Raw genomic sequence first — 26,521 nt, forward strand, 5'->3', positions numbered from 1 at the left:
GGTCACCGGCGCGGAGGCGTCACCCGCCCCGAACCGTCAGCGCGCCCCCGCGCCCACCTGCTCGTACTGCACGGCGAGCCCGTCGAGCAGCGCCGTGAGTCCCGTCTCGAAGGCGCGGTCGTCGACGATCTCCTGCCGTTCGGCGAGCAGATGCGCCTGGCCGAGGTGCGGATAGTCGGCGGGGTCGTACGCCGCCTCGTCGTCGGGGAAGCCGCCGGCGAACGAGCCGAGCGCGGAGCCCGTCACGAAGTACCGCATGAGCGCGCCGATGGACGTGGCCTGCGGCGGCGGCCACCCGGCGTCGACCATCGAGCCGAACACCGCGTCGGCGAGCCGCAGTCCGGCCGGCCGGTGTCCCGGCCCGCGCGCGAGCACCGGGACGATGTTCGGGTGCGCGCGCAGCGCCGCCCGGTAGGAGACGGCCCAGTCGTGCAGCGCGGTGCGCCAGTCCCGCGCGTCGTCCGCCTCGAACATCGACAGGTCGACCTGCGCGCTCACCGAGTCGGCGACCGCCTCCAGGATCTGGTCCTTCGTGCGGAAGTGGTTGTAGAGGGAGGGCCCGCTCACCCCGAGCTCGGCGGCGAGCCGTCGCGTCGAGACGGCCGCGAGGCCCTCGGCGTCGACGAGGGTGCGGGCCGCGTCGACGATGCGATCTCTGCTCAGGAGGGGCTTGCGCGGTCGGGCCATGCGGCACATAGTAGGGCTGCAAGCCATAAACTAGCAGTGCTAATTAACCGGTGATCCGGTTGATCGGGCCGAACCACACGGGAGTGGCGCATGAACCTGGAGCTGAGCGAGGAGCAGACGGCGGTGCGCCGGCTCGCCAAGGACTTCGTCGACCGCGAGATCGCGCCGAACGTGGTGGCGTGGGACCGGGCGGAGGAGGTGGACCGGGGCATCGTCAAGAAGCTCGGCGAGGTCGGCTTCCTGGGCCTGACCATCGACGAGGAGTACGGCGGCTCGGGCGGCGACCACCTCGCGTACACGCTGGTCACGGAGGAGCTGGGGCGCGGCGACTCGTCGGTGCGCGGCATCGTCTCCGTCTCCCTCGGCCTGGTCACCAAGCCGATCCAGCAGTGGGCGAGCGAGGAACAGAAGCGGCACTGGATCCCGAGGCTGACGGCCGGCGAGGCGCTCGGCTGCTTCGGCCTCACCGAGCCGGGCCACGGCTCGAACCCGGCGGATCTCCAGACCCGGGCCGTGCGCGACGGCGACGATTACGTGATCAATGGCACGAAGATCTTCATCACCAACGGCACCTGGGCCGACGTCGTCCTCCTCTTCGCCCGCACCAACGACACCCCGGGCCACAAGGGCATCTCCGCCTTCCTGGTCCCCACCGACACCCCCGGCCTGACCCGCAACACCATCCACGGCAAGCTCGGGCTGCGCGGCCAGGCCACCGCCGAGCTGGTCCTGGAGGACGTCCGCGTGCCGGCCTCCGCGATGATGGGCCCGGAGGGCAAGGGCTTCTCGATCGCCATGTCCGCGCTCGCCAAGGGCCGGATGTCGGTGGCCGCCGGCTGCGTGGGCATAGCCCAGGCCGCCCTCGACGCGGCCGTCGGATACGCGGGCGAGCGCGAGCAGTTCGGCAAGTCCATCGCCTCGTACCAGCTGGTGCAGGAGCTGATCTCCGACATCTCCGTCGACGTGGACGCGGCCCGCCTGCTGACCTGGCGCGTCGCCGATCTCATCGACCGCGGCGAGGACTTCGCGACGGCGGCGTCCAAGGCGAAGCTGTTCGCGTCCGAGGCGGCGGTCCGCGCGGCGAACAACGCCCTCCAGGTCTTCGGCGGTTACGGCTACATCGACGAGTACCCCGTCGGGAAGCTGCTGCGCGACGCCCGCGTCATGACCCTCTACGAGGGCACGAGCCAGATCCAGAAGCTGATCATCGGCCGCGCGCTGACGGGCGTGTCGGCCTTCTGATCCCCAACTGACCTGGAATGAGTACGTAGTTGAGTACCGGAGCGGATGGGGGTGCGCCCCCGTCCGCTCCATGCTGTCCGCATGAGTGACACACCGGTCAAGCAGCAGAACACCGTGGCCTTCTACGGACAGGCCGTCGCCTCCTTCGTCGTCGCTCTCACCGCGACGGCCATCGGGATCTACAGCCTCGACGTCAGCGGCTGGATCCGCGCGTTCCTGGCGATCGCCGTCCTCTACCTCACGACGTCGGCGTTCACGCTGGCCAAGGTGATCCGGGACCGCCAGGAGGCGGGCCAGATCGTGAGCAGGGTCGACCAGGCCCGCCTGGAGAAGATCCTTGCGGACCACGACCCGTTCAAGCCGGTGGTGTGAGGCGGGTCAGCCGCGGGAGTGCACCACCTCGCCGCCGCCCTCCGCCCAGTCCTTGCTTGCGACCACGCCGAGCCGCGCGAACCGGTCCACGTCGCCCGAGGACCGCGGCGGTGTGCGGCTCCACCACGTCGTCGATGTACAGCTTCAGCGGGCCGACCCGGAACCGGTCGTCGTCGAACTCCTTCGCGGCGCCTCCTCGACGCTGGAGACGGTGCGCGCGATCCTGGCCACCATGGTGGCGCCTCCCGAGTGAAACGCGCCCCGTTTCCCGAAACCGGGGGCTAAGCGCTCGCTCACCCCGGAGGGTAGGGTGTGGCACCAGCCCCACGGGAGGATGTGAGTGCACCGATGACGCAGGACGAGCGTGGTGACAGCGAGGCCACGGACGAGATGCCGTGGGCCGATGTCACGCCCGACGCGGCCCGGCGGCTGCTCGTCGCCGCGGTGCAGGCGTTCGCCGAGCGTGGCTATCACGCCACCACGACCCGCGACATCGCGAGCCGCGCCGGCATGAGCCCGGCCGCGCTCTACATCCACTACAAGACCAAGGAAGAGCTGCTTCTCAAGATCAGCCGGATCGGCCACGACAAGGCCCTGGCGATCCTGCTCCGGGCCGTCGAGAGCGAGGGCATGGCCGCCGAGCGGCTCGCGGAGGCCGTCCGTTCCTTCGTCCGCTGGCACGCGGGGCACCACATGACCGCGCGCGTCGTCCAGTACGAGCTGGACTCGCTCGGCGAGGAGAACCGGCCCGAGATCGTGGCGCTGCGCCGGCGGAGCGACTCCGCGGTGCGGGAGATCATCAACGACGGCGTGAAGGCGGGCGAGTTCGACGTCCCCGACGTGCCGGGCACCACGGTCGCCGTGCTCTCGCTCTGCATCGACGTGGCCCGATGGTTCAACGCGGAGGGCAAGCGGACGCCCGACGAGGTCGGCGCACTGTACGCCGACCTCGTGCTGCGCATGGTGAGTGCCCAGAAGCAGTAGCGGGACTCAGGGGGCAGTAGTGGGACTCAGAAGCAGTAGCGCGGCTCAGAGGTAGTAGCGGGACACCGACTCGGCGACGCACACCGGCTTGTCGCCGCCCTCGCGCTCCACGCTGAACGCCACGGTCACCTGCACGCCGCCGGCCACGTCCTCCACGTTCGTGACCTTCGCGGTGGCGCGCAGCCGCGAGCCGACCGGGACGGGGGCGGGGAAACGGACCTTGTTCGTCCCGTAGTTGACGCCCATCTTCATGCCCTCGACCTTCATCAGCTGCGGGCCGAAGAGGGGCAGCAGCGACAGGGTCAGATAGCCGTGCGCGATGGTCGTCTTGAACGGCCCGTCCTTCGCGCGCTCCGGGTCGACGTGGATCCACTGGTGGTCACCCGTCGCCTCGGCGAACTGGTCGATGCGGCTCTGCTCGATCTCGACCCAGTCGCTGTACCCGAGCTGCTCGCCGACGGCGCCCTTCAGGTCGTCGACGTCCTTGAAAACGCGCGGCTCCGCCATGTTCAGTGACCTCCCAGATACGATGCCTAAGCGCTTGCTCAGGGCTCTTCGCATGCTAACAACGCAGCCGCTCCCGCACTAGGTTCGTCTACTCTCGGATGGGTGCCACAGATTCCGGAGAAGATCCACGAGCTCACCGTCGGCCAGGTGTCGGCGCGCAGCGGCGCCGCCGTCTCCGCGCTGCACTTCTACGAGTCCAAGGGTCTGATCACCAGCCGCCGCACCTCGGGCAACCAGCGCCGGTACTGCCGCGACACCCTGCGCCGCGTCGCCTTCATCCGGGCCGCCCAGCGCGTCGGCATCCCGCTCGCCACGATCCGCGACGCCCTCGCCGAGCTCCCCGAGGAGCGCACCCCGAACCGGGACGACTGGGCGCGCCTCTCGGAGGTCTGGCGGTCCGAACTGGACGAGCGGATCAAGCAGTTGGGCCGGCTGCGAGATCATCTGACCGACTGCATCGGGTGCGGCTGTCTGTCCCTGGAGACCTGCGTCCTGTCCAACCCGGACGACGTCTTCGGCGAGCGCCTCACGGGCTCCCGTCTGATGGGGGAACGCCGGGAGCGTCCGGCGCAGGCATGATCCTCGGCCCCAGCGCCCTGAATACCGCGCTGAGCACGACCGCCGCGATCGCCCCGGCCGCGACCCCGCTGCCGAACAGGGTGCGGGCCCACGTCGGCAGTTCCGCGTACATCTCCGGCGCCACGATCGGCAGCATCCCGATCACCAGGGCGAGCGCGATGACGACGCTGTCGGTGCCGTGCGTGAGGTCCGTACGGGAGAGCATGCCGAAGCCCATCACGGCGATCACCGCGTAGATGACGAGGCCCGCGGCGCCGACGACCGGCTCCGGGATCGCCGCGAGCACGCGCGTCAGCGGGGTGATCAGGCCGCACACGATCAGCAGCACACCGGCCGCAGCCGTCACGAACCGGCTGCGTACGCGGGTGAGTTGGACGATGCCGATGTTCTCGGCGCTGGTCACCATCAGCGACGTACCGAAGAGCCCCGAGGCGAGCGAGACGAGCGCGTCGGCGCGGGCGATGCGCGGCACGTCGCGGCCCGGGTCGGGGGTGCGGCCCACGGCCTCGCTGTTGAGGACCGTCTGCCCGGTGGCCTCGGCGAGCGAGGCGAGGGCGAAGACCAGGAGCGGGATGGCGGCGAGCAGGTCGAAGTGCGGGGCGCCGTACGGGAAGGGGTCGGGCAGCGCGAAGGTGCCGCCGTGCGCGACCTCGATGTCGGTGCCCATGAGCGCGGCGATCACCGTGCCGCAGACCAGGCCGAGCAGCACCGCCATCTGCCGCCACACCCCACGCAGGACGAGGAAGAAGAACGCGATGACGCCCAGCGTCGCGAAGCCCAGGCCGGGACCCGAGGCGACCATCGGCGCGGTCACCTTGATCATGTTGATGCCGATGAGGACGACCGTCGTGCCCATCACCAGCGGCGGGAACAGCCGGACCAGGCGCCCGTAGAAGGGGAGTACGCAGAGCAGGAAGGCGGCCGCGACCAGGACGGAGCCCGAGGCCGTCGCCGGGCCGTACTCCTGCGCGATCTGCAGGAAGATCGCCACCGCGGCGCCGCCCGGCAGCATCAGGAACGGCAGCCGGGCGCCGACGCGCAGCGCCGCCACCCCGAGCGACTGAAGCAGCGCGCCCACCCCGCACAGCACGAGGGTCGCGCTGAGCAGCGAGGCGGTCTGCGTCGTCGACAGCTTCAGCGTCGTCGCGATGAGGATGACGGAGGAGACGGGCGCGGCCACGCCCGCCAGCACGTGCTGGCAGGCGAGGGGGACGAGTCGCTTCAGGGGCAGGCGCTCGTCGACCGGAGCTGTAGGCGGTGCGGCGGTCGCGGTCACCGCTTCAGCCACGGCAGCTCGGCCGCGGCGTAGCGGTAGGAGCGGAAGACGGCGTTGGGCTCCGACGGGAAGAGCTTGCGGACCTCTTCCTCGGAGTAGCCGCCGAAGAACGGGACGATGTACTCCCAGCACAGGTAGCCGTCCTCGGTCACCTCGAAGAGCCGGCCCGCGGGGGAGTCGGTGATCAGGGTGTTGCCGTTCGGGAGGCGCTGGGCGCTGCCCATGAACGGCGCGAAGAACGACTCGCGCGCCGGGTCGTGGTACTCCCACGCGATCTTGCCGCTGGAGCGCTCGATCTCGATGACGCGGCTGAACGGCACGTCCCAGTGCGGCCGGAAGACGCCGTTGTCGAAGACGAGGAAGTTGCCGTTGTCCAGCTCCGTCGGGCAGTGCTGCTGAGACACCACGCCCGGCTCGGAGCGCCAGATGATGTCCCCCGTCGCCCGCTCGATGACGACGACGGCCGACACGGAGCGGAAGCTCGCGAGGATGTTCCCGTCGGCGAGCGGCAGCACGCTGTTGATGAGCGGGTAGTGCTCGCGGGCGTAGTCCGGGTGCAGCGGGAAGTCCTCGCGGCCGAGGCGCTCGGAGACCTTCCACTCCCAGGTCGTGTTCCCCTCGGCGTCGACCTCGACGATCGTGTCCGCCCAGACGGTGGTGCCGCCGGCCTCGGACCCCGGTACGCCGCCGCGCACGGCCGCCGCCGCGTCCCCGGTCAGCGCTTCGAGCGCCGTGTAGAGGATCCGGCCGTCGCCGTAGTGGTGGGCGTCGTGGTGCTGCAACGGGTCGCGGTGCTCGCGCAGCACCGTGCCGTCCGGGGCGATCTCCTGCATGAGGCCGCCGCGGTACTTGTGCCACATGGGGAAGAGGGCGGGCTCGTCGGGCAGTACGCCGTTGTAGGCGAGGTTCCCGTTCGGGAGGATCCGCGCGTGCCGGCCGGGGCGGTTCGGGAGGTTCCATTGGTGGACGACCTCGCCGTGCAGGTCGATCAGGTACACCTCGCCCGTGCCGGTCAGCGGGGCGAAGAGCGTGTAGCCGCCGAACGCCGCGTCCTCGTCGAGGGCGAGGAGTCCGGTGCCGCGGCGGCGGCGCTGGTTCTGGTCCACACGAGCCATGGAGGCCCTCCATCCGGTCGGAGATCAAGACAGTGATCAAGACAGTGGTTAACTTTTTTAAGTACTGGTTAATGAGTTAACCACGACGGTAGGCTGCGGGGAACAGGGGCCGATGCGAAAGGGCGTTACAAGTTCATGAACGTGGGACCCGGAATCCGGCGCAGGCGCCGCGGCCTCGAACTGACGCTCGCCGAGGTGGCCCGCCGCGCCGGGGTCTCCGTCCCGTTCCTGAGCCAGGTCGAGAACGGGCGCTCGCGCCCCAGCATGGGCTCGCTGCAACGCATCGCCGACGCCCTCGACACCACCGCCGTCGAACTCCTCGCCTCCGCCGAGCCGCCCCGCCCGGTCGACGTGGTGCGCGCGGCGGAGAAGCCCGCGATGGCCGACGGCGCGCGCCCCCTCGTGCGCGGCGAACAGCGGCTGCACGCCCTGGAGTTCACCGGTGAGCACGACTGGGAGCGCGTCTTCCGGCACGACGGGGACGAGGTGATGTACGTCGCCGACGGCTCGATCGAGACCGAGGTGGACGACACCCACTACGTCCTGGAGCGCGGCGACACGCTGTACTGCGCCGCCGGACTCGCGCACCGCTGGCGCCCTTTGGAGCCGGGGACGCGGGTCCTCGTCGTGGGGATCGCCAAGCCGTAGGGCCTGTCTTCCCCTTGTCGGCGGCGGGACTTGGCGCGACCATGCCTCGCATGGCAGTGGCGGTCGCTTCACTCAAGTACGAGTCGGCCCGCACGGGCCGCCAGTCCCTGGTCTACGACGACGACGGCTACCACCTGGTGCGGTTCCCGTACGAGGGCGACGAGGAGTCGTACGACCCGTGGGCCATGCACGACCCGGCGGGCGGTGGCGGTTCCTCGGCGTACCCGGACGCCCGCTCGGGGCTGATCTGGCCCAGCCACGACGGCTGGGGCACGCTGTCCGCGCTGGTCTTCTGGGCCCCGGACGCCCGCGCGACGGAGTACCGCGCGCGCTTCGTGCGCGATCCGCTGGGGCTCCGCACCGGCTACGACTCCACCGCCACCACCGACATCTCGCCCACGGGCGGCGGGCAGTACCGCTCGTACACCTGGCAGATGTTCGTGCACCCCGGCACCCCGGTCGGCTTCAAGGTCTCGGCCCGCTCCGGGGACACCCCGCTGAAGGTGGCGATCACGCTGGCCGAGTTCAAGCTGGCGATCCAGACGGACGTCCTCACCCCTGACGGAGCCCGGCGGGAGGCCCACCGCGCCGGTTCGGGTCGGTCTTCGGCATTGACCCGCTCGAGGCGCCCCACGCCTCGTAGAGTCGCCCCCGTGATTGAGAACGAGGCTCCGGATTCGCATCTGCCCATGCTCGCGACGCCGCAGGCCGAGCGGCTCCGGGCGCTCGTGGCCACGTGCGTGCGGGCGCGATACGGGGCGGAGGAGGGCCTCCGCCTCGCCGGTGACGCGGTCGAGCGCGACGGTCACCTCTTCCCGCTGGCGAACCTCGCGCTGCGGTGCGCGGAGGCGCCTGAGGACGGCTGGCCCGCGCTCGTCGACGCCCACTTCGCGGCGTTGGCGGACGCCTCACGGGGCGGCGAGGACGCCGAGGAACTGCTCGCGGGGACGTGTCTGCGGCTCGTGCCCGCGGACGCCGTCGGCGGTGCGGCGCCGGTGCCCACGCGCGAGGTCGCCGAAGGGCTGCGCCTCGCGCTCGCGCTCGACGGACCCGACTCCGTACGCCTGTTGACCGACGAGGACGTGGCGCGGGCCGGCGCCGACGAGCTGTGGGGCGCAGCGCGGCGCGCCCTGACCCGCGCACCGATGCGGCACGAGGAGGTCCGGCTCGACGGGCACCCCGTCCTGTACTCCGTGTACGGCGACGCGCACTCCGTCGCGACCAAGGCCGTCGTGCTGCCCGAGGTCGTCGCGGAGGTCACCGGGCGCCGGATGCCGGATGCGGGCGCCCTCGTCGCCGTGCCCACCCGGCACCTGCTCGCCTTCCACCCGATCGTCGACGGCGCCGCGGCCGACGCCCTGGACGACCTCGCCACGTATGCCGTCCGGGCCCACGACGAAGGGCCGGGGCCGCTCTCGCCCCGCGTCTACTGGTGGCACGACGGGCGCCTCGCCTCGCTCACCGACATCGACGACGCGACCCGCACGATCGAGCAGCGGCCGCCGCGCGAACTCGTCGACGTGATGAAGGCGTTGCGCGCGCTCGACCGGGCGGGCCGGCTCGCCTGTGCCGCGCCGACCGTGCCGGGCGCCGGGCCGGAGTCCTTCGCCGCCGCGCTCGCCCGCGCCCTCGCGCACGCGGAGGGCGACCCCGACGCCGCGCGCGTCGAGACGTGGGACGCCTGGCTCGCGGCCCAGCGGCGCGGCACCGCCCTCTTCGCACACGCCAAGGACGGTGAACCGCAGGTGGGAGAAGGGGAGTTGGAGGAGGAGGATGTCGCCCGCGCCTGGCTCGACGCCTTCTACCTCTCCCTCGTCACTCGCGACCGCGACCTCACCACGCGCCTGTGCCAGGTACCGCTCGACACCCTGCGCGGCAGCGCCCCGGTGGACGACTATGTGCCGCACTGGATCGACGTCCTTCAGGGCCACTGGCTGCGCCGCCCCGTCGACGACGTCGTGGACCGGCTCGTCACCACCATCAAGGCCTCGCACCCGGACGTCGCGACCCTCGCGCCGAAGGACTTCCTCAACCTCGTCGACTACCAGCCCGTCGCCCTCTTCCACCGGCTGCTCACCCACGACCACGAGGCCTTCGGTGAGGCGCTCGCGGAATCCCTTGTGCAGCACGCCGATTACTGGGGCGATTCGCGCGCGCCGCGCGCCCGCGTGGCACTCGGCCCGCTCGCGCTGGCGTGCCTCGCGTACGACATGGACTTCCCGCTCCGCACCGACCTGCCGTACCTGCCGAAGTACCTGCTCAACCGGCAACGCCTGGAGGTCGCGCCGAGCTAGGGTCCGTCGCTCGGATCAGGTGTGCGCGTGGATCAGGGTGCGCCTGGACCAGGGGGAGAGTGCGTCTGGATCAGGGGGTGCGCCGGAATCGGGGCCGCACCCCCGTCGCGCTGTACGTCACCTGGTTCTCGCGGGCCGGCCTACGCGGAGACAAGCAGCCGCGCCAGCCTGGCCTCCGCCAGTGCCATGGGTGTGAGGACGGGCCGCGGCACGACGATGCCGCAGCGGGTGCACACGGGACCCGAGGAGGGTTCGTGCGCCAGATCGTGCTGCCAGACCAGGCTGCTGCCCGCGCACACCGGGCAGCACGCGCCGGGGTCGCGCTCAAGTGCCGTGATGAGCCTGCGCAGCACTTCGGCCAGCGGCTCCGTGGGATGCACGGACGGGTCGTCGCACCAGGCGACGCCGAAGCCGCCCCAGGTCAGCCGGTGCCAGTCGTCCACGCTGCCCGGGCGGCGCAGCCCGTCGTGCTTCTCCTTGCGCCTGCGCTCCGCGAAGGCGACTTCGTACGCGAGCCAGACGGCCCGCGCCTCCTCCAGCTCCTCCAGTGCCGCGACGAGGCGGGCCGGGTCGGGGGAGCGGTCCTCGGGGTCGAACCCCGCCCGGGAACAGAGGTGGTCCCAGGTCGCTCGGTGCCCGTAAGGGGCAAATCTCTCAAGGCACTTGCGCAGTGAATAGCGCCGCAGTGCCAGATCGCTCAGCGGATCGCGCACCTGTCTCGCCAGACTTCGGAATCCGGCCATCGCCCTGCACCTCCGTCACACGTACGTCGGCGTCGCCGCAGCCAAGAAGCAACGTCGCCGAGTAGACGTATCGACACGCGATTCGGATCCCCTCGAAGGCCACGGAATCCCATCCGATTTCCGATGGGCCCCATCACCGGCACCTTCTGAGGCCGGGGAGTACTTGAGTGACGCCTGAGTGTTCCCTGTGCTGATTCCGAAAACGTGACGCATGTTCATCTTCTGTCTTTGGCTAACCGTCGGTAACCTCCGGCGCCATGGGAAGCCTTATGGGAAGCCTTACGAAGAGAGTTACGGCCCTGGCGGCACTTGTGCTCACCGCCGGACTGCTCTCGCCGACGTCGACCGCGACCGCCGCCGACGACCCCACCGCGGCCGCCGACTACTGCAAGGGGCAGTGCGCGGACATCCTGCCGCCCGGAGCGAACGGCAGTGCCACCCTCGCCCAGATCCTCGGCAACAAACTGCTGGGTACCCAGCCACCGCACGCCGACGATCAACTCGGTCCCTATGACGCGCTGTCGTCCGGATATCCGTCTCTCACCGACGACACACTCACGAACTTCTTCAACGATTCCTCCTTCGGCGTCAAGGATGATCAGGTCGGTTCCGTCACCCGTCCCCGCGAGGATGTGACGATCACCCGTGACAAGAAGAACGGCGTACCCCACATCAAAGGTTCCTCGCGCTACGGAACAGAATTCGGGGCCGGCTTCGCCGCAGGTCAGGACCGCCTCTGGCTGATCGACCTGTTCCGTCACATCGGCCGCGGCGAACTGACGTCGTTCGCCGGCGGCGCCCTCGCGAACCAGGGTCTTGAACAGGAGTTCTGGCCGCAGGCCCCGTACACCGAAAAGGACCTCGAACAGCAGGTCGACTACATCAAGAGGACCGGCGGGGCCCGCGGCAAGCAGGCCATGGACGACGCGCAGGCCTATATCGACGGGCTCAACGCCTATCGGGAGAAGTCGAAGAAGGGCCGCTACTTCCCCGGTGAGTACGTGCTCACCGGCAAGGTCGACGCGATCACGAACGCGGGCGAGATCCAGCCGTTCAAGGTGACCGACATGATCGCCCTCGCCTCCGTCGTCGGCGGACTCTTCGGCAACGGCGGCGGCGGAGAGGTCGACGCGGCGCTCTCCCTGCTCAAGTCGCAGGAGAAGTACGGCGTCCAGAAGGGCACCGAGGTCTGGGAGTCCTTCCGCGGCCGCGAGGACCCGGAGGCCGTCACCACGATCCACGACGGCACGAAGTTCCCGTACGGCGAGAAGCCGGCCCACGCGCGCGGGGAGGCGCTCCCCGACAAGGGCTCGGTGGAGAAGGAGCCCCTCGTGTACGACAAGGAGGGCTCGGCGGCGACGGAGTCGACGAAGAGCGACACCGTCGCGAAGGACCCCGTCAAGGCACCCGCCAAGCTCAAACCGCTCCAGGGCATGTACGACAAGGGCGTCCTGCCGTCGAACCTGTTCACGCAGTCGGCCTCCAAGAAGGGCATGTCGAACGCCCTCCTCGTCTCCGGCAAGCACACCGCGTCCGGCAACCCGGTCGCCGTGTTCGGCCCGCAGACCGGCTACTTCGCGCCACAGCTGCTGATGATGCAGGAGCTCCAGGGCCCCGGCATCAGCGCGCGCGGCGTCTCCTTCGCCGGCGTCGGCATGTACATCCAGCTCGGCCGCGGCCAGGACTACGCGTGGTCCGCGACCTCGGCGACCCAGGACATCACCGACACGTACGCGGTCCCGCTGTGCGAACCCGACGGCTCCAAGCCGACCAGGCAGTCGTCCTCGTACATGTACCGGGGCACGTGCACGCCCATGGAGAAGCTGGAGCGGAAGAACGCCTGGAAGCCGACGATCGCCGACTCCACGGCCGCCGGCTCCTACCGCATGCAGGTCTTCCGCACGAAGTACGGGATCGTCAGCCATCGCGCCACCGTCGACGGAAAACCCGTCGCCTACACGGCACTTCGCTCCACGTACCGCCACGAGGCCGACTCGATCCTCGGCTTCCAGATGCTGAACGACCCGTCGTACGTCAAGGACGCGGCGTCCTTCCAGAAGGCGGCGCAGCACATCAACTACGCGTTCAACTGGTTCTACGCCGACTCGCGCGACATCGCGTACTACAACAGCGGTACGAACCCGGTGCGCGCCAAGGACGTCGACATGTCGCTGCCGGTGCGGGGCGAACAGGCCTATGAGTGGAAGGACTTCGACCCGGCCGACAACACGTCCGCCGAGACGCCGCCGTCCCAGCACCCGAACTCGATCGACCAGGACTACTACGTCTCCTGGAACAACAAGCAGGCCAAGGGCTTCTCGTCGCCCAACTTCAGCATGGGCGCGGTCCACCGGGCCGACCTCCTGAACGACCGGGTGAAGAAGCTCACCGAGCGGGGCGGCGTCACCCGTGCCGCGCTCACCCGGGCCATGGAGGAGGCCGCCGTCACGGACCTGCGCGGCGAGCAGGTGCTCCCCGAGATGCTCAAGGTCATCCGCAGCAAGCCGCTCGGCGACCTCGGCAACCCGCAACTGACCAAGGCCGTCCAGCAGTTGGAGGCCTGGGAGAAGGCGGGCGCCCAGCGCAACCAGACGTCCGCCGGGTCCAAGACGTACGCCCACCCCGACGCCGTACGGCTCATGGACGCGTGGTGGCCGCTGATGGTCGAGGCCGAGTTCAAGCCCGGCCTCGGCGACGGGCTCTACAAGTCCCTGACCTCGCAACTGACCGTCGACGAGTCGCCGTCCGCAGGACACGGACCCACGGGCTCGCACGCCGGGTCGTCCTTCCAGTACGGCTGGTGGGGCTACGTCGACAAGGACCTCAGGTCGGTGCTGGGCGAGCCCGTGAAGGGGAAGCTCGGCGCCACGTACTGCGGCTCCGGCGACCTCTCGGCCTGCCGGGACGTCCTCCTCGCCACGCTGGCCGAGGCGGCCGCCAAGCCCGCCACCGAGGTGTACCCCGGTGACGACACCTGCAAGGCGGGCGACCAGTGGTGCGCCGACAGCATCGCGCAGCGCGCCGTCGGCGGCATCACGCACCGCACCATCCAGTGGCAGAACCGGCCCACGTACCAGCAGGTCGTGGAGTTCCCGGCACACCGCCAGTGACCGGAGCGGGGCGGTTACCCGCAGGGCGACCTACGTGGTGACCCGCCCCGCACCGAGCACCACCCGCGCCAACTCCGCGTGGCAGATGTCGCTGTGGGCCCCCGAAGGCGGGGGCCCATCGCGCACCACCTGCGCCGCGTCCACGCTCACACATCCCGCGCCCGGCACCCCGGCCCGCAGCACGTCCGCCAGCGTGAAGCGCACCGCGCCGTCGACCTCCTGGAAGCCGTCGTGCCCGAGGGCGCCCCACCGTTCGCCGAGATCGACCAGCGTCCTGTCGTCGCCCGCGAGCCGCGACGCCAGCGGATACATCACGCTCAGCGCGGTGTCGTACCGCGAGAAGCAGGCCACCAGCGGACCGTCCACCCGCGCCTGCCGCCCCTTCAGGGCGCCCCGGCCGGCGAACGCGTAGTGCGAGAAGGCGCCCTGAAGGAGCGTCACGGACTTCACGTTGCGGGCGGGCTTCGGCATTCCGTCCAGCGCGAAGGAGACGAGCCGCGCGCCGAAGCTGTGCCCCACCAGGTGCACGCGCACCTTCGGGGCCTCCTCGGCGAGACGCCCGAGCGCCGGGCCGAGACCGGACCTGCCGATCTTCCCCGCCCGCCGCTTCATCGCGAAGTACGTGGCCTGGCGCAGCAGTTCGTGCGCGCCCTTCCACGCCTTCGCGAGCCCGCCGGGCAGCCGGAAGGCCGCGGCGGCGCCCGGTCCAGCCGCCGTCTCCAGGGCCGCCGCGAACTCCAGGCACATGGCCCGGGTGTCCTCGTGGAGCATCGCGGGCGTGCTGTGCGGGCCGCCGTCCTCCGCGGTGTCCGCGCCGGACGCCGCGGGCCCGACCCCGACCAACTGCCGTACCAGACCGCCGAACTCGTCGAAGGCGGACGCCGCGTCCGGCTGCTCCTCCAGGCGGCGCGCCAGCAGGTCCACGACGGGCTCACTGCGCGGGAAGGCCTCGATGAGCCCCTGCCGGGTGCCCTTGTCGAGCGTGGTCCGCGGGACGACGGAGGCGACCGTGGTCGAGGCGGCCGACGGGTCGAAGTCCGGGATCTGCTCGTCCGTGAAGCGCATCGACGGCCACAGCACCCCTACGTAGCCGAGGGAGGCCCCGGGCGCGAGGCCGGGGAACGGCGCGAAGAAGCGGTCGTACAGACGGTTCGCGATGGAGCGGTCGTTGTTCCAGCCGTGCGCGAAGACCACCAGATCGCGCACCTGGCGCGCTTCGCGCAGGAGCGTGGCGAGCTGATGGGGATCCGGATCGCCGTCGGCGTCGAACCTCAGCTCCCAGTAGGGCCGTACGTGGACCTCAGGCGCTTGGTGTGCCTTGGGTGCGGACATGGTGAACCCCCGTGGTAGGCGTCGTGTGCGGCAACGCGTGCCGCGCATCGTCCCGCCGTACCAGGGGGTTGGCCAGATGTTCCGTCGTCAATTGACGGACCCATCAACCGAGTTGACGCTCCCGTGTCTCCGGAAGGGCCAGCACGCACAGCAGTGACACGACCGCCATGGCGCTGACGTACCAGCCCACCGACGAAGAACCGAGCGCGCTCTGCAGCCGCGTCGCGATGAGCGGGGAGACGGCGCCGCCGAGGACGCCGCCCAGGTTGTACGCGAAGGAGGCGCCGGAGTAGCGCACCTTCGCCCCGAACAGCTCCGGCAGATACGCGCCCATCGGCCCGTACACCACGCCCATGCAGAACAGGGCGCCGCCGAGCGCGAGGGCGATGAGCACCGGCTTCTCGGTGTCCATCAGCGGGAACAGGACCAGGCCCCACACGATGGCGAGGACCGAGCCCGCGAGCACCATCTTGCGGCGCCCGCGCCCGTCGGAGCGCGTCGCCGCGAGCCAGGTGCCGGCCGCGAGGAACAGGCACGCCACCAGCGACACGGCGAGCATCGTGGAGCGCGGGATGCCGAGCGTCGTCGTGCCGTAGGCGAGGCAGTAGGTCGTGGCCGTGTAGAAGAGGCCGTACGCGATGATCATGCCGCCGGCGCCGAGGAGGATCTCCTTCGGGTGGCGCTTGAAGACCTCCAGCGCCGGCGCCCTGCTGGCCTCCTGCTCCGCCATCACCTTGGCGAAGACCGGCGTCTCGCTGATCTTCAGACGGACGAACAGGCCGACCGCGACGAGGAGGAACGACAGCAGGAACGGGACGCGCCAGCCCCACGACTTGAAGGCGACGTCCGAGAGGGACTCGGAGAGCAGCCAGAAGATGCCGGTGGCGGCGAAGAAGCCCACGGACGGGCCGAGTTGGGGGAACGCGGCGAACAACCCGCGTTTGCCGCGCGGCGCGTGCTCCACCGCGAGCAGCGCGGCCCCGCCCCACTCGCCGCCGAGCCCGACGCCCTGGAGGAACCGGAGCAGGACGAGCAGGATCGGCGCCCACACGCCCAGCGTGCTGTACCCGGGCAGCAGGCCGACGAACGCCGTCGACAGGCCCATCAGGAGCAGCGAGGCCACCAGGACCGACTTGCGGCCGATCCGGTCACCGAAGTGACCGAAGATCAGCGAGCCGATCGGGCGGGCCGCGAACGCGACGGCGTACGTCGAGAACGAGGCGAGGGTGGCGTTGATCGGGCTGAGGTTCGGGAAGAACGCGGCGTTGAGGACGAGCGCGGCGGCCGTTCCGTAGACGTAGAAGTCGTAGAACTCGATGGCCGTGCCGATGAAGCTGGCAACGGCCACGCGGCGCAGGCTCTCCTGCTGGGCCTGCGCCGGTTCCGCCTCGGCGAGGTCTTCCCTGGTTGAGTCGTCTTTGAGCACGAGCAGACTGTCGTTGTCCGTGTACGGTCCAGTCAATATCTTGGAATGCCCGTCCCGGATTCCGAGATGACGGCTACGTGGCGGTTGCTTACTTGTACGTGAGGTACTTGCGCCGTACGCCCCGGAACGCGGCGAGTTCCTCCTGCCACGCCCCGACGATCTCGTCCGTGGACGCGCCCGCGTCGACCATCGTGCGCACCCGCGTGGAGCCGGTGAGTCGGTCGATCGCGTTGTCGGGCCGCCAGCCGAAGTCCTTCCAGACCTTCTTGGCCGTCACCAGGAGGCCGATGCCCGTGCGTACCGGTTCGAACGCCTCGCGGTCGTCGACGTGGATCTGGACGCCGCCGATCGTCTTGCCCTGGAACTTCGAGAACGTCGGCGCGAAGTACGCCTCCCTGAAGTGCACGCCGGGCAGGCCGAGTTCGTTCGCGGCCGCCGCCCAGCCCGCGTCGATGCCCTCGGCGCCGAGCAGTTCGAAGGGGCGGGTCGTGCCGCGGCCCTCCGAGAGCAGCGTGCCCTCGAACATGCAGGTGCCGGAGTAGACGAGGGCCGTGTCCGGCGTCGGCATGTTGGGGCTCGGCGGCACCCAGGGCAGGCCGGACGCGTCGTAGAAGTCGCGGCGCTTCCACCCGGTCATCTGCACCGTCTCAAGCTCGACGGGGTGCTCCAGGTACTCGCCGTTGAACAGGCGGGCCAGCTCGGTGACCGTCATGCCGTGCGCCTGCGCGATCTCGCGGCGGCCCACGAAGCTCGCGAACTTCCGGTCGAGGACGGGCCCGTAGGCGTTCCGCCCGGTCACCGGGTTCGGACGGTCGAGCACCACGAACCGCTTCCCCGCGAGCTGGGCCGCCTCCATGCAGTCGTAGAGCGTCCAGATGTACGTGTAGAAGCGCGCGCCCACGTCCTGGATGTCGAAGACGATCGTGTCGACGCCGGACTCCGTGAAGATGTCGGCGAGCGCCTGACCGCTCTTCAAGTACGTGTCATAGACGGGCAGTTTGGTCGCCGGGTCCTCGGTCTTCCCCTCCGAGCCGCCCGCCTGCGCGGTGCCGCGGAAGCCGTGCTCGGGCCCGAACACCGCCTTCAGGTCGACCTGTTCGTCGGCGTGCATCACGTCGACGATGTGCCGTACGTCGCGGGTGACCCCGGTCGGATTGGTGACCATGCCGACCTTCTGGCCCGCGAGCAGCGCGTAGCCGCTGTCCACCAGCCGCTCGAACCCGGTGCGCAGCCGGGGACCGCCGATGCCGGGGGCGGCGCTCGCCGTCGCGCCGCCGACGCCCAGGCCACCCGCGACGCCCGCACTCGCCGCGAGCAGCCCTCGTCTCGACACGTTCATGGGTGAACCTCCGTGATCTTGGGGACTGGCGTGGTCACGGACCCTAGTCGCGGAATCCGCCGCGCGGAACGAACCGACACCACGAAGCTCTTTCGCAGCGACATACCGACTGGTTAGTCTGCCCGGCAGGCCGGAACTTTCGGGGAGCTTTCGAAGGAGACCGATGGTGCACGATCCGCAGGGACAGACCGGGGGCCGGGCCGCGGGACAGGCCGGTTCGATCTACGAGGCCAAGCCCTGGCTCGGCGTCCTCAACGACGCGCAGAAGGCCCCGGTCACCCCGGCCGCCACCGTCGTGCACGCCTTCGCCGACGCGGTGCGCCGCGCCCCGGACCGCGCGGCCCTCGCCTACTTCGACGGCCGCCTCTCGTACGCCGACGTGGACGCGCTCTCCGACTCCGTGGCGGGCCACCTCGCCGCGCGCGGCCTGGAGCGCGGCGACCGCGTCGCGATCATGCTGCAGAACTCGCCGCACTTCGTGCTCGCGCTGCTCGGCGCGTTCAAGGCGGGCGCGGTCGTGGTCCCCGTGAACCCGATGTACAAGGCGGGGGAGGTCGGGCACGTCCTGCACGACGCGGAGGTGACCGGCATCGTCTGCTCGGACCGGGCCTGGGAGTCGTATCTGCGCGAGACCGCGGCCGACTCGCCCGTCCGGATCGCGCTGACCGCCTGCGAACTGGACCTCCAGACGCGGGGCGACGAGCGGGTGCTGAACTTCGCGCGGGTCGAACCGGGGGCGGCGGACGCCGACGATCTCGTCGCGGTCGCGCACGCGGGCAACAAGGCGCCCGCCGGGCGCGAACTCACCGGCGACGACATCGCGTTGATCAGCTACACGTCGGGCACCAGCGGCACCCCGAAGGGCGCCACCAACCTGCACCGCAACATCACCTTCAACGCGGAGCGCCAGCGCACCGGCCTCGGCCTGCCCGAAGGGTCCGTCTACTTCGCGCTCGCGCCGCTGTTCCACATCACCGGCATGGTCTGCGAGCTCGTCGCCTCCTTCGCGGGCGCGGGCACCCTCGCGCTCGCCTACCGCTTCGAGCCGGGCGTCGTCCTCGACGCGTTCACCGAGCACCGGCCCGCGTACACGGTCGGCCCCTCGACGGCCTTCATGGCGCTCGGCGCGCAGCCGCAGGCGACGCGTGAGCACTTCGCGTCCTTCCACTCGATCTCGTCGGGCGGCGCGCCCGTGCCGCCCGCCCTGGTGGAGAAGTTCCGCGCCGCCTTCGGCCCGTACATCCACAACGGCTACGGCCTGACCGAGTGCACGGCGCCCTGCGCGTCCGTGCCGCCGGGCGTCGAGGCGCCGGTCGACCCGGCGTCGGGAACGCTCGCGGTGGGCGTGCCCGGGCCCGACTCGGTCGTCCGCATCGTCGACGACCACGGGGCGGACGTCCCCTTCGGCGAGCAGGGCGAGATCGCCGTACGCGGCCCCCAGGTCGTGCCCGGCTACTGGCGCCGCCCCGAGGCGACCGAAGAGGGCTTCCCCGGCGGGGAGTTGCGCACCGGCGACATCGGCTTCATGGACGAGGACGGCTGGCTGTACGTCGTCGACCGCAAGAAGGACATGATCAACGCGTCCGGGTTCAAGGTGTGGCCCCGCGAGGTCGAGGACGTCCTCTACGGCCACCCCGCCGTGCGCGAGGCGGCGGTCGTCGGCATCCCGGACGCGTACAGGGGTGAGAGCGTGAAGGCGTACGTGAGTCTGCGCCCGGGGGCGGAGGCGAGCCCCGAGGAACTGTCCGCCTACTGCAAGGAACGCCTCGCCGCGTACAAGTACCCGCGCGAGGTGGAGGTCCTCGGCGATCTGCCGAAGACGGCGACCGGGAAGATCCTCCGCAGGGAGCTTCGTTCATGAGGCGTGACGAAGCCGGGCTCCGCCCGCGGCCGGCAAGTGGGAAGATCCTCCGGCGGGAACCGCGTTTCCCGTCAGTACAAGGCTGAGAACCACGGAAAGGCAGGTGGCGGCAGTGCCCAGGACGCACGACGGCGACGGCGCGCCCGTACCGCAACGACTCCTCGCGGCCGCCACCCGGCTGTTCGCCGCCCAGGGCTACGACCGCACGTCGGTGCAGGAGATCGTGGAGGCGGCGGGCGTCACGAAGGGCGCCCTCTACCACTACTTCGGCTCGAAGGACGATCTGCTGCACGAGGTGTACGCGCGCGTGCTGCGCCTCCAGCAGGAGCGGCTCGACGCGTTCGCCGACCGGGACGAGCCGGTCGACAAGCGGCTGCGGGACGCCGCCGCGGACGTCGTCGTCACGACGATCGACAACCTCGACGACGCGTCGATCTTCTTCCGCTCCATGCACCATCTGAGCCCGGAGAAGAACAAGCTGGTGCGCGCCGAGCGGCGCCGCTACCACGAGCGCTTCCGGGCGCTGATCGAGGAGGGCCAGAAGGCCGGCGTCTTCACGACCGAGACCCCGGCCGACCTGGTGGTCGACTACCACTTCGGCTCGATCCACCACCTGTCCACGTGGTACCGCCCCGACGGCCCGCTGACCCCGCAGCAGCTGGCCGACCAGCTGGCCGACCTGCTGCTGCGGGCGCTGCGACCGTAGGGCGGTCCGGCGGCTCAGCCCTCCTTGAGGGTGTCCAGGCCGTGGGCGATGAAGACCGGGACCAGCTCGCCGATGCGGTCGAAGCCCGCGCCGACGGTCTGGCCGAGCGTGTAGCGGTAGTGGATGCCCTCCAGGATCACGGCGAGCTTGAACCAGGCGAACGCCGTGTACCAGGCGATCGACGACACATCGCGGCCCGACCGCTCGGCGTAGCGCTGGATCAGCTCGGCGGGGGAGGGGTGGCCGGGCGCCGCGGCGGTCGTGGAGATGGGCGAGTCGGGCATGTCGAGCCGCGCGCTGTACATCGCCAGCAGGCCCACGTCCGTGAGCGGGTCGCCGAGCGTCGACATCTCCCAGTCGAGGATCGCCTTGATCCGGTCGACCCCGTCGGGATCCTGGCGTACGAGCACGTTGTCGAGCCGGTAGTCGCCGTGCACGATCGTCGGCGCGGGCGACGTCGGCAGCTCACGGCCGAGCGCCGCCTGCAGCTCGTCGATGCCCGGGAGTTCGCGGTTGCGGGACGCGTCCAGCTGCTTGCCCCAGCGGCGCAGCTGCCGGTCGAGGAAGCCCTCGGGCCGCCCGAAGTCGGCGAGCCCGACCGCGGCGGGGTCCACCGCGTGCAGATCGACCAGCGTGTCCACGAGGCCGAGCACCGCGGCGCGTGTGCGCTCGGGCCCGAGCGGCGCGAGTTCCTGCTCGGTGCGGTACGGCGTCCCGTCCACGAACTCCATGACGTAGAACGGCGCCCCGTCGGCGGCCGTGTTGTCGGGGTCCTCGCACAGCAGCACCGGCTCGGGTACCGGCACGTTCGTGGGGTGCAGCCCCGCGATCACCCGGTGCTCGCGCTTCATGTCGTGCGCGGTCGCGAGCACGTGCCCCAGCGGCGGTCTGCGCACCACCCACGTGGTGGCGCCGTCGCTCACCCGGTACGTCAGGTTCGAGCGCCCGCCCTCGATGAGCCGCCCGGTCAGCGGCCCGGTGACCAGGCCGGGGCGCTCCCGGTCGAGGTGGGCGCGCAACTGGTCGAGGTCGAGGCCAGGGGGGTGACTCATGGCGGTCCTCCGGGGATCCGGGCGTATCCGGGCAACAGTGGCTGCCATCATGCCGACCAGTCGGTATGACGTCCAGAGGCTCTCGCAAACGTGATCGTTCTTACGGCGCCGGCGGGTACGGGGGAGGCGGACACGCGGTCGGCGGCGGTGACCCGTCCGGACCCGCCCTCACGTGATGAGCACCGCCGCGCACAGCGTGATCGCCACGGTGCACAGCGCGGCGGCGGACGCCTGCCGACGGGTCATCACGGGCGGCGCCGCCTCGTTCCGGGCGAGCCCGGTGATCCGCTGGTGGGCGACCGCCACGAAGCCCAGCCACAGCAGCAGGCACAGCGCCGTGGCCACGAACCGCATGGGTCCGACGCCGCTGTTCAGCGTCGCCTTCACCGCGAGCACCGCGGCGACCGTGCCCGACAGCGTCGTACGCCGCCACGCGAGCCGCGTCCGGGCGGGCTGGAGCCCGGGGTCGCGCACGGGCCCGCCCGCCCCGCTCACCCTTCCCACCCCACGAACACGATGACGACCATGGCCACCGAGACGAGCGCCACCACCACGCCGAGCACCGCGGGGAACCTCGACACCGGCAGGTCCTCGCCGCGCCGCATCGCCAGCTCGCAGCGCACCCAGTGCCCCACGGCCCGCAGCGCGCACAGCGCACCCGCCGCGAGCAGCGCGAGCGCGAGCCCGACCCGCCAGCCCCAGCGCAGGTCCGGCAGGAACTGGTCCACGGCGAAACCGCCACCGATCAGCGCGAGCGCGGTGCGCACCCAGGCCAGGAAGGTGCGCTCGTTGGCGAGCGAGAAACGGTAGTCGGGGGTGTCCCCCTCGTCCCTGACCCGCTCCGGGGCGAACCAGAGGCGGATGCTGCGTACAAATTCGATCACGCGCGGCACATTACCTCTGGGTCACCCGCGAGCCCGCCAGGCCTTCCACCGCTCGTACGCCGCGAGCCCGTCGGGCGTCCAGTCCCACTCGCCGATCCGCCGCTCCAGCTCGTCGGGGCTGAGAAACGCGTGCCAGTCGATCTCCTCGACCTGCGGACGCACCGGCAGGTCGAAGGTGACCTCGTAGACGTACGACCACCAGGACTGCCCGGCGTCGCCCTCGTACAGGAACTTGAACAGCGGGGTGGGGCGCGGGAGTCCGCTCACCCCCAGCTCCTCCTCGGCCTCGCGCAGCGCCGCCTCGTCGTACGTCTCACCGGCGCCGACCACCCCGCCGACGAACATGTCGTGGTGGGAGGGGAAGACGAGCTTGGTGGGGGTGCGGCGGTGCACGAAGATGTCGCCGTCCGGGTTCCTGGCGAGGATGAAGGCGCAGCGGTGGCGCAGGTGCTTCGCGTAGGCCTCGCCGCGCGGGGACCGGCCGATGACGCGGTCGTGCTCGTCGACGATGTCGAGAATTTCCTCGGCGGGGTTCACTTCAGCGGGACTCACTTCAGCAGGGTTCATGAACCGCAGGCTAAAGGGGCGCTCTCACCCGGTCCCGGCCGGTCGCGGCGGCCCCCGGCATCGCGGGGTGCAGCCCGAGCAGGACGACGCCCACCACGATCCCGGCCAGGCCCACCGCCTCCCACGCGAGCGCCCCCGTGTCCATCCGCAGCCGGTCGCCCAGGAAGCCGACGCCGCACACGATCCCGGCCAGCGGCTGCGCCGCCGTGAGCGCGGGCAGCGACATCCGCAGCGGCGCCGTCTCGAACGCGCTCTGCACCAGGACCAGCCCGGTGACCCCCAGCGCCAGCACCGCGTACGGCTGCCAGCCGGTGAACAGCTCCTGCCAGCCGCCCGTGGAGAACCGCTGACCGCTCACCCGCGTCAACGCGTCCTGCACCCCGTACAACAGGCCCGCCGCCACCGCGAGCAGCGCGGGTCCCGCGGTCAGCCGGGAGCGTCGCGCGAGCGCCGCGAGGAGCAGCGCCCCGCCGACCATCGCGCCGATGATCAGCCAGTGCCGCAGCGGGTCGGTGACCGCGCTGCCGCCCCGCGGCTGCCCGGCGACGATGAACGCCGTGACACCGCCCGCGAGCAGCAGCAGTCCGGCCCAGCCCTGCCGGCCGAGCGGCGATCTCGTCTGACGGCGCGAGAGCAGCAGGGCGAAGAGGAGGTTCGTGGCGAGCAGCGGCTCGACGAGGGTCACCTCGCCCTGGCCGAGGGCCAGGGCGCCGAGCACCATCCCGCACACCATCAGGCCGATGCCGCCGAGCCAGCGCGGCACGCGCATCAGATCGAGCAGCAGCCGAGGCGAGAGAAAGTCACTGAGGGGCGCCCGCACCGCCGCGTTCTGCTGGAGGACGAAACCGATGCCCAGACAGAACGCCGCGCTCACGGCGAGGACGAGGACGAGAACCGACACGCTGACGACGATAGCGGCCCGCGGGGCCACCCGCGCGCGAGCGACCGGGACCACCACACTCCCGGACGATCCCCGGCCGAACTCACCTGCCGGTTCGACGAGTTGGTGAGGTGCGTCACCGGCCGCCCTTGACGCGGACACCTCCGTACGGGTTTGCTGTGCGTGATCATCGACGTGCCGTCCACCTCGCCCACATCTGAACAGTCGTAAGGACCCCCGCCGCGGTGCCCCCACCTCCGCCTCCGCTCGGGCGCTCCCGAAAGAAGCCCGCGCACACCCCTCCCTTCGGCGACCCCGCGCTCGACGACACCGAACTCGTCGCGGCGCGCTCCGCCCTCGCCCGGGGCCGCTGGACCGAGGTCAGATCCCTGCTCCGCGCCACCGGCTCCGACTGGGACCTGCGCGGCCACCGGATCCTCGGCCTCGCCGGCGAACCCACGGCCCGGGTCTGGGCCCGCGACTGGCTGCTCGCCGAACCCGACTCCACCGACGCGGTCGTCCTGCTCGCCTGCGCCGGCGTGCTGCGCGCCGTCGAGGGCCGCGGCCGCCCCGAGAAGGTGCGCGCGGCCTGCGCCGAGGCGGCGGAACTCGTGCCCGACGACCCGACGCCCCTGCTCGGACTCATGCTCCTGGAGCGGGAGTTGGGGAGCGAGGAGGACGTCGTGCGGCTCTTCGACGAGGTGCGCCTGCGGCACCCCGGGCACCACCACGCGCACCACCTGATGGTCGCGCGGCTCGCCGAGCGGCGCGCCGACGTCGGGCAGGACCCGCTGCACGAGGTGTACGACTTCGCGTCCTGGGCGTCCGAACAGGTCGCGCCGGACTCGCCGTTGGCGCTGCTCCCGGTCGTCGCGCACGCCGAGCGCTACCGGGTGCTCGCACGCGCGGGCGTGCTCCCCGGCGACCCGAAGGCGTCCGGGCACTGGTCGGGGCGGCGCGCCCGGCTCGTGCTGAAGGCCGCGTTCGACTGGTGGCTGGAGTGGGGCGCTGCGCGCGAGCGGCCCGGAGCCGGGCACCCGCGCGGCCGCATCGACCTCAACTACCTCGCGCACGCGAAGTACTGCGAGGGCCGCCCCGCCGAGGCGGCCGCCCTGTTCCACCGGATCGGCCGGCACAGCACACCGCACCCCTGGTCGTATCCCGACCGGGACCCGTACGAAGCGTTCCGGGTCGCGCGCAGCGCCGCGCTCGGCTCGGTGTAGAGCACCGCGTAGAGCACTGCGCGAAGCACCGCGCAGAGCACACTCCACTCTTCACGAAGGAAGGGACGTCCCCCATGAGCGCGAGCGAGCGACCGCCCGAGGCCACGGCGGATCCGGCCATTCACACGTATCTGGGCGAGACGGGCGTGCTGCGCGCCGGGCGGCTCGGAACGGCGGGGCTGCTGCTCTCCGTGCTCGCCGCGACCGGGCCGCTGCTCGTCGTCGCGGGGGTCATGCCGACGACGTTCGCCGTGATGGGAGTCGTCGGCCAGCCGCTCCTCTTCCTCGTGCTCGGCGTCGTGCTCGCCCTCTTCAGCGTCGGCTACGCGGAGTTGAGTCGACACGTGCACAACGCGGGCGCGTTCTACGCGTACATCGCGCGCGGCCTCGGCCCGACCGCGGGCGCCGCCGCGGCCCTCGTCGCGCTCGTCGCCTACAGCTCGCTCCAGGTCGGCATCTTCGGACTGTTCGGCTACGAGGTCGCGGGCCTCGCCGAGCAGTATCTGAACCTCGAACTGGCCTGGTGGATACCGGCGTTGGTGGCCGTCGTCGCCGTCGGCGCGCTCGGCCTGTTGAAGATCGACGTGAACGCGAAGGTCCTCGGTGTGCTGCTGCTCATCGAGGTCGCCGTCGTGGTCGTCTTCGACATCGCGGCCATCGGCGACCCCGGCGCCCAGGGCCTGTCCCTGCACGCCTTCAACCCGGAGACCCTCTCGGGCGTCGGGCTCGGCACGGCGCTGTGCTTCTGCATCGCCGCGTTCACCGGCTTCGAGCAGGCCCCCGTGTACGCGGAGGAGACCAGCAGGCCGCACGTCCTGGTGCCGCGCGTGATGTTCCTCGCGGTCGGCGGCGTCGCCCTGTTCTTCGCGTTCAGCTCGTGGGCGATGACGGTGGCGACGGGGCCCTCGGGCATCGTGGGAGCGGCCCGCAAGCAGTCGGCCGGGCTGCTCTTCGGCCTCACCGAGGACCGCCTCGGCGGCGCGTTCACCGACATCGTCCACGTCCTGTTCGTGACGGGCATGTTCGCGGCGCTGCTCAGCTTCCACAACGTGGTGGCGCGCTACGCGTTCGCGATGGGCCGCGAGGGGCTGCTGCCCGCCGCGTTCGGCCGGACGAACACGGCGACCGGCGCGCCCGGCAAGAGTTCGGTGCTGCAATCGGTGATCTCGCTGATCGTCGTCGGCGGCTTCGCGATCGCCGACGACGGCCGGTTCGGCGACCCGACGGCGCCGGTCCTGCACCTGTTCACATGGGGTGGCAATGTGGGCGCGCTCGGCGTCATCCTCCTCATGGCCACGGCGTCCCTCGCCGTCATCGTGTTCTTCGCGCGACGCGGTTCCGCGGCGGCGCAGGCGTGGCGCCTCGCGGCGTCCGGCGTGGCGGGCGTCGCCCTCCTCGTGATCGCCGTCTACACGGTCAAGGACTTCGACGTCCTGGTCGGCTCGGGCCCGGACTCCGCCCTCAACTGGATCCTCCCCGGCATCATCGCCCTGGCCGCACTGGCTGGCGCGGTGTACGGCCTGATCCTCCGCCGCAGGGACCCGCGCGCCCACGCGAGGATCGGCCTGGGCAACGAGGCCTTCCAACTGGACCAAAAATCAAGCCCCTGCGGCGATTGAGCAGCGGGGCCCGGGGCAGAGCCCCGGGAGCGCAACCACAGGTGACGAAACGCTGACGTCGACCGGAAAACCCTG

General features: G+C 71.1%; 25 protein-coding genes and 1 pseudogene. 13 read left to right on the forward strand and 13 right to left on the reverse strand.

Annotation, left to right across the window (positions count from 1 at the left end):
- Nucleotides 1-36 precede the first annotated feature (36 nt).
- Nucleotides 37-687, reverse strand: a complete 651-nt coding sequence (locus tag ACP4E5_RS34730; RefSeq protein ID WP_425835729.1) for a TetR/AcrR family transcriptional regulator — start codon at nt 685-687, stop codon at nt 37-39.
- A 90-nt stretch (nt 688-777) separates the two neighbouring features.
- Between ACP4E5_RS34730 and ACP4E5_RS34735 the strand changes: the two genes are divergently transcribed.
- From ACP4E5_RS34735 to ACP4E5_RS34750, 4 genes are all read left to right on the forward strand, one after another.
- A complete protein-coding gene (locus ACP4E5_RS34735; RefSeq protein ID WP_425835731.1) occupies nt 778-1,929 on the forward strand; it encodes an acyl-CoA dehydrogenase family protein in 1,152 nt (383 codons plus the stop codon).
- An 81-nt stretch (nt 1,930-2,010) separates the two neighbouring features.
- Nucleotides 2,011-2,301, forward strand: coding sequence for a YiaA/YiaB family inner membrane protein (locus ACP4E5_RS34740; RefSeq protein WP_266721342.1), 291 nt, complete (start codon nt 2,011-2,013; stop codon nt 2,299-2,301).
- A gap of 52 nt (nt 2,302-2,353) precedes the next feature.
- Nucleotides 2,354-2,554 (forward strand): hypothetical protein, encoded by a 201-nt coding sequence (locus tag ACP4E5_RS34745; protein WP_425835733.1) that lies wholly within the window; start codon nt 2,354-2,356, stop codon nt 2,552-2,554.
- Nucleotides 2,555-2,649: 95 nt separating this feature from the next.
- A complete protein-coding gene (locus tag ACP4E5_RS34750) occupies nt 2,650-3,285 on the forward strand; it encodes a TetR/AcrR family transcriptional regulator (protein WP_425835735.1) in 636 nt (211 codons plus the stop codon).
- A 45-nt stretch (nt 3,286-3,330) separates the two neighbouring features.
- On the opposite strand, the gene ACP4E5_RS34755 is transcribed toward ACP4E5_RS34750, so the two are convergent.
- Nucleotides 3,331-3,792 carry a MaoC family dehydratase gene (locus ACP4E5_RS34755; RefSeq protein WP_425835737.1) on the reverse strand — a complete coding sequence of 154 codons (462 nt, stop codon included), beginning with the start codon at nt 3,790-3,792 and terminating at the stop codon, nt 3,331-3,333.
- A gap of 102 nt (nt 3,793-3,894) precedes the next feature.
- Between ACP4E5_RS34755 and soxR the strand changes: the two genes are divergently transcribed.
- On the forward strand, nt 3,895-4,371 hold the full coding sequence (soxR, locus tag ACP4E5_RS34760; protein WP_425835739.1) for a redox-sensitive transcriptional activator SoxR: 477 nt from the start codon (nt 3,895-3,897) through the stop codon (nt 4,369-4,371).
- Here the strand turns inward: soxR and ACP4E5_RS34765 are convergent.
- Nucleotides 4,319-5,659 carry a uracil-xanthine permease family protein gene (locus ACP4E5_RS34765; protein WP_425835741.1) on the reverse strand — a complete coding sequence of 447 codons (1,341 nt, stop codon included), beginning with the start codon at nt 5,657-5,659 and terminating at the stop codon, nt 4,319-4,321. The genes soxR and ACP4E5_RS34765 overlap by 53 nt on opposite strands.
- Nucleotides 5,644-6,762, reverse strand: a complete 1,119-nt coding sequence (locus tag ACP4E5_RS34770; RefSeq protein ID WP_425835743.1) for an aryl-sulfate sulfotransferase — start codon at nt 6,760-6,762, stop codon at nt 5,644-5,646. Before ACP4E5_RS34770 ends, ACP4E5_RS34765 begins: the two co-directional genes overlap by 16 nt.
- Before the next feature lie 135 nt (nt 6,763-6,897).
- On the opposite strand from ACP4E5_RS34770, the gene ACP4E5_RS34775 reads away from it, so the two are divergent.
- From ACP4E5_RS34775 to ACP4E5_RS34785, 3 genes and pseudogenes are all read left to right on the forward strand, one after another.
- Nucleotides 6,898-7,410: a helix-turn-helix domain-containing protein gene (locus ACP4E5_RS34775; RefSeq protein WP_425835745.1), complete on the forward strand. Its 513-nt coding sequence runs from the start codon at nt 6,898-6,900 to the stop codon at nt 7,408-7,410.
- Between the two features lie 50 nt (nt 7,411-7,460).
- Nucleotides 7,461-7,970: pseudogene (locus ACP4E5_RS34780) on the forward strand (hypothetical protein); the annotation flags it as partial.
- A gap of 963 nt (nt 7,971-8,933) precedes the next feature.
- Nucleotides 8,934-9,704: an immunity 49 family protein gene (locus ACP4E5_RS34785; protein ID WP_425841885.1), complete on the forward strand. Its 771-nt coding sequence runs from the start codon at nt 8,934-8,936 to the stop codon at nt 9,702-9,704.
- Between the two features lie 140 nt (nt 9,705-9,844).
- Here the strand turns inward: ACP4E5_RS34785 and ACP4E5_RS34790 are convergent, their stop codons facing one another.
- Nucleotides 9,845-10,447: a hypothetical protein gene (locus ACP4E5_RS34790; RefSeq protein ID WP_425835747.1), complete on the reverse strand. Its 603-nt coding sequence runs from the start codon at nt 10,445-10,447 to the stop codon at nt 9,845-9,847.
- A gap of 269 nt (nt 10,448-10,716) precedes the next feature.
- On the opposite strand from ACP4E5_RS34790, the gene ACP4E5_RS34795 reads away from it, so the two are divergent.
- Nucleotides 10,717-13,557 carry a penicillin acylase family protein gene (locus ACP4E5_RS34795; RefSeq protein ID WP_425835749.1) on the forward strand — a complete coding sequence of 947 codons (2,841 nt, stop codon included), beginning with the start codon at nt 10,717-10,719 and terminating at the stop codon, nt 13,555-13,557.
- Nucleotides 13,558-13,587: 30 nt separating this feature from the next.
- Here ACP4E5_RS34795 and ACP4E5_RS34800 read toward each other — a convergent pair whose 3' ends face one another.
- The 3 genes from ACP4E5_RS34800 to ACP4E5_RS34810 form a co-directional block, all read right to left on the reverse strand.
- Nucleotides 13,588-14,889 carry a serine-threonine protein kinase gene (locus ACP4E5_RS34800; RefSeq protein WP_425835751.1) on the reverse strand — a complete coding sequence of 434 codons (1,302 nt, stop codon included), beginning with the start codon at nt 14,887-14,889 and terminating at the stop codon, nt 13,588-13,590.
- 103 nt (nt 14,890-14,992) lie between these two features.
- Nucleotides 14,993-16,315 (reverse strand): MFS transporter, encoded by a 1,323-nt coding sequence (locus tag ACP4E5_RS34805; protein ID WP_425835753.1) that lies wholly within the window; start codon nt 16,313-16,315, stop codon nt 14,993-14,995.
- A gap of 88 nt (nt 16,316-16,403) precedes the next feature.
- Nucleotides 16,404-17,654, reverse strand: coding sequence for an exo-beta-N-acetylmuramidase NamZ family protein (locus ACP4E5_RS34810; RefSeq protein ID WP_425835755.1), 1,251 nt, complete (start codon nt 17,652-17,654; stop codon nt 16,404-16,406).
- A gap of 163 nt (nt 17,655-17,817) precedes the next feature.
- Between ACP4E5_RS34810 and ACP4E5_RS34815 the strand changes: the two genes are divergently transcribed.
- Both ACP4E5_RS34815 and ACP4E5_RS34820 read left to right on the forward strand, forming a co-directional pair.
- The gene (locus tag ACP4E5_RS34815) at nt 17,818-19,515 is read left to right on the forward strand and encodes a class I adenylate-forming enzyme family protein (protein WP_425835757.1); all 1,698 of its coding nucleotides are present in this window, start codon (nt 17,818-17,820) and stop codon (nt 19,513-19,515) included.
- Nucleotides 19,516-19,627: 112 nt separating this feature from the next.
- Nucleotides 19,628-20,221, forward strand: coding sequence for a TetR/AcrR family transcriptional regulator (locus tag ACP4E5_RS34820; RefSeq protein ID WP_425835759.1), 594 nt, complete (start codon nt 19,628-19,630; stop codon nt 20,219-20,221).
- Nucleotides 20,222-20,235: 14 nt separating this feature from the next.
- On the opposite strand, the gene ACP4E5_RS34825 is transcribed toward ACP4E5_RS34820, so the two are convergent.
- The 5 genes from ACP4E5_RS34825 to ACP4E5_RS34845 form a co-directional block, all read right to left on the reverse strand.
- The gene (locus ACP4E5_RS34825) at nt 20,236-21,273 is read right to left on the reverse strand and encodes a phosphotransferase family protein (protein ID WP_425835761.1); all 1,038 of its coding nucleotides are present in this window, start codon (nt 21,271-21,273) and stop codon (nt 20,236-20,238) included.
- A 168-nt stretch (nt 21,274-21,441) separates the two neighbouring features.
- Entirely contained in the window at nt 21,442-21,747 is a 306-nt protein-coding gene (locus ACP4E5_RS34830; protein ID WP_425835763.1) for a DUF202 domain-containing protein, read from the reverse strand.
- Between the two features lie 17 nt (nt 21,748-21,764).
- Nucleotides 21,765-22,157, reverse strand: coding sequence for a YidH family protein (locus tag ACP4E5_RS34835; protein WP_425835765.1), 393 nt, complete (start codon nt 22,155-22,157; stop codon nt 21,765-21,767).
- A gap of 21 nt (nt 22,158-22,178) precedes the next feature.
- Nucleotides 22,179-22,724, reverse strand: a complete 546-nt coding sequence (locus ACP4E5_RS34840) for an NUDIX hydrolase (protein ID WP_425835767.1) — start codon at nt 22,722-22,724, stop codon at nt 22,179-22,181.
- 10 nt (nt 22,725-22,734) lie between these two features.
- Entirely contained in the window at nt 22,735-23,625 is an 891-nt protein-coding gene (locus tag ACP4E5_RS34845; RefSeq protein WP_425835769.1) for a DMT family transporter, read from the reverse strand.
- 224 nt (nt 23,626-23,849) lie between these two features.
- Here ACP4E5_RS34845 and ACP4E5_RS34850 point away from each other — a divergent pair, with 224 nt between their 5' ends.
- Together ACP4E5_RS34850 and ACP4E5_RS34855 are read left to right on the forward strand one after the other, a co-directional pair.
- Nucleotides 23,850-24,827 (forward strand): hypothetical protein, encoded by a 978-nt coding sequence (locus ACP4E5_RS34850; protein WP_425835771.1) that lies wholly within the window; start codon nt 23,850-23,852, stop codon nt 24,825-24,827.
- A gap of 74 nt (nt 24,828-24,901) precedes the next feature.
- Complete coding sequence (locus ACP4E5_RS34855) at nt 24,902-26,446, forward strand: APC family permease (RefSeq protein ID WP_425835773.1); 1,545 nt, start codon at nt 24,902-24,904, stop codon at nt 26,444-26,446.
- Nucleotides 26,447-26,521 lie beyond the last annotated feature (75 nt).

Source organism: Streptomyces fractus, assembly GCF_049844455.1.
GTDB classification, from domain to species: Bacteria; Actinomycetota; Actinomycetes; order Streptomycetales; family Streptomycetaceae; genus Streptomyces; species Streptomyces fractus.

Coding starts and splice junctions, on each gene's coding strand:
- ACP4E5_RS34855 (WP_425835773.1), top strand. CDS start 24,902: ATGAGCGCGAGCGAGCGACCGCCCGAGGCCACGGCGGATCCGGCCATT.
- ACP4E5_RS34775 (WP_425835745.1), top strand. CDS start 6,898: ATGAACGTGGGACCCGGAATCCGGCGCAGGCGCCGCGGCCTCGAACTG.
- ACP4E5_RS34785 (WP_425841885.1), top strand. CDS start 8,934: ATGAAGGCGTTGCGCGCGCTCGACCGGGCGGGCCGGCTCGCCTGTGCC.
- ACP4E5_RS34790 (WP_425835747.1), bottom strand. CDS start 10,447: ATGGCCGGATTCCGAAGTCTGGCGAGACAGGTGCGCGATCCGCTGAGC.
- ACP4E5_RS34840 (WP_425835767.1), bottom strand. CDS start 22,724: ATGAACCCTGCTGAAGTGAGTCCCGCTGAAGTGAACCCCGCCGAGGAA.
- ACP4E5_RS34810 (WP_425835755.1), bottom strand. CDS start 17,654: ATGAACGTGTCGAGACGAGGGCTGCTCGCGGCGAGTGCGGGCGTCGCG.
- ACP4E5_RS34755 (WP_425835737.1), bottom strand. CDS start 3,792: ATGGCGGAGCCGCGCGTTTTCAAGGACGTCGACGACCTGAAGGGCGCC.
- ACP4E5_RS34770 (WP_425835743.1), bottom strand. CDS start 6,762: ATGGCTCGTGTGGACCAGAACCAGCGCCGCCGCCGCGGCACCGGACTC.
- ACP4E5_RS34740 (WP_266721342.1), top strand. CDS start 2,011: ATGAGTGACACACCGGTCAAGCAGCAGAACACCGTGGCCTTCTACGGA.
- ACP4E5_RS34825 (WP_425835761.1), bottom strand. CDS start 21,273: ATGAGTCACCCCCCTGGCCTCGACCTCGACCAGTTGCGCGCCCACCTC.
- ACP4E5_RS34735 (WP_425835731.1), top strand. CDS start 778: ATGAACCTGGAGCTGAGCGAGGAGCAGACGGCGGTGCGCCGGCTCGCC.
- ACP4E5_RS34795 (WP_425835749.1), top strand. CDS start 10,717: ATGGGAAGCCTTACGAAGAGAGTTACGGCCCTGGCGGCACTTGTGCTC.
- ACP4E5_RS34730 (WP_425835729.1), bottom strand. CDS start 687: ATGGCCCGACCGCGCAAGCCCCTCCTGAGCAGAGATCGCATCGTCGAC.
- ACP4E5_RS34800 (WP_425835751.1), bottom strand. CDS start 14,889: ATGTCCGCACCCAAGGCACACCAAGCGCCTGAGGTCCACGTACGGCCC.
- ACP4E5_RS34815 (WP_425835757.1), top strand. CDS start 17,818: ATGGTGCACGATCCGCAGGGACAGACCGGGGGCCGGGCCGCGGGACAG.
- ACP4E5_RS34750 (WP_425835735.1), top strand. CDS start 2,650: ATGACGCAGGACGAGCGTGGTGACAGCGAGGCCACGGACGAGATGCCG.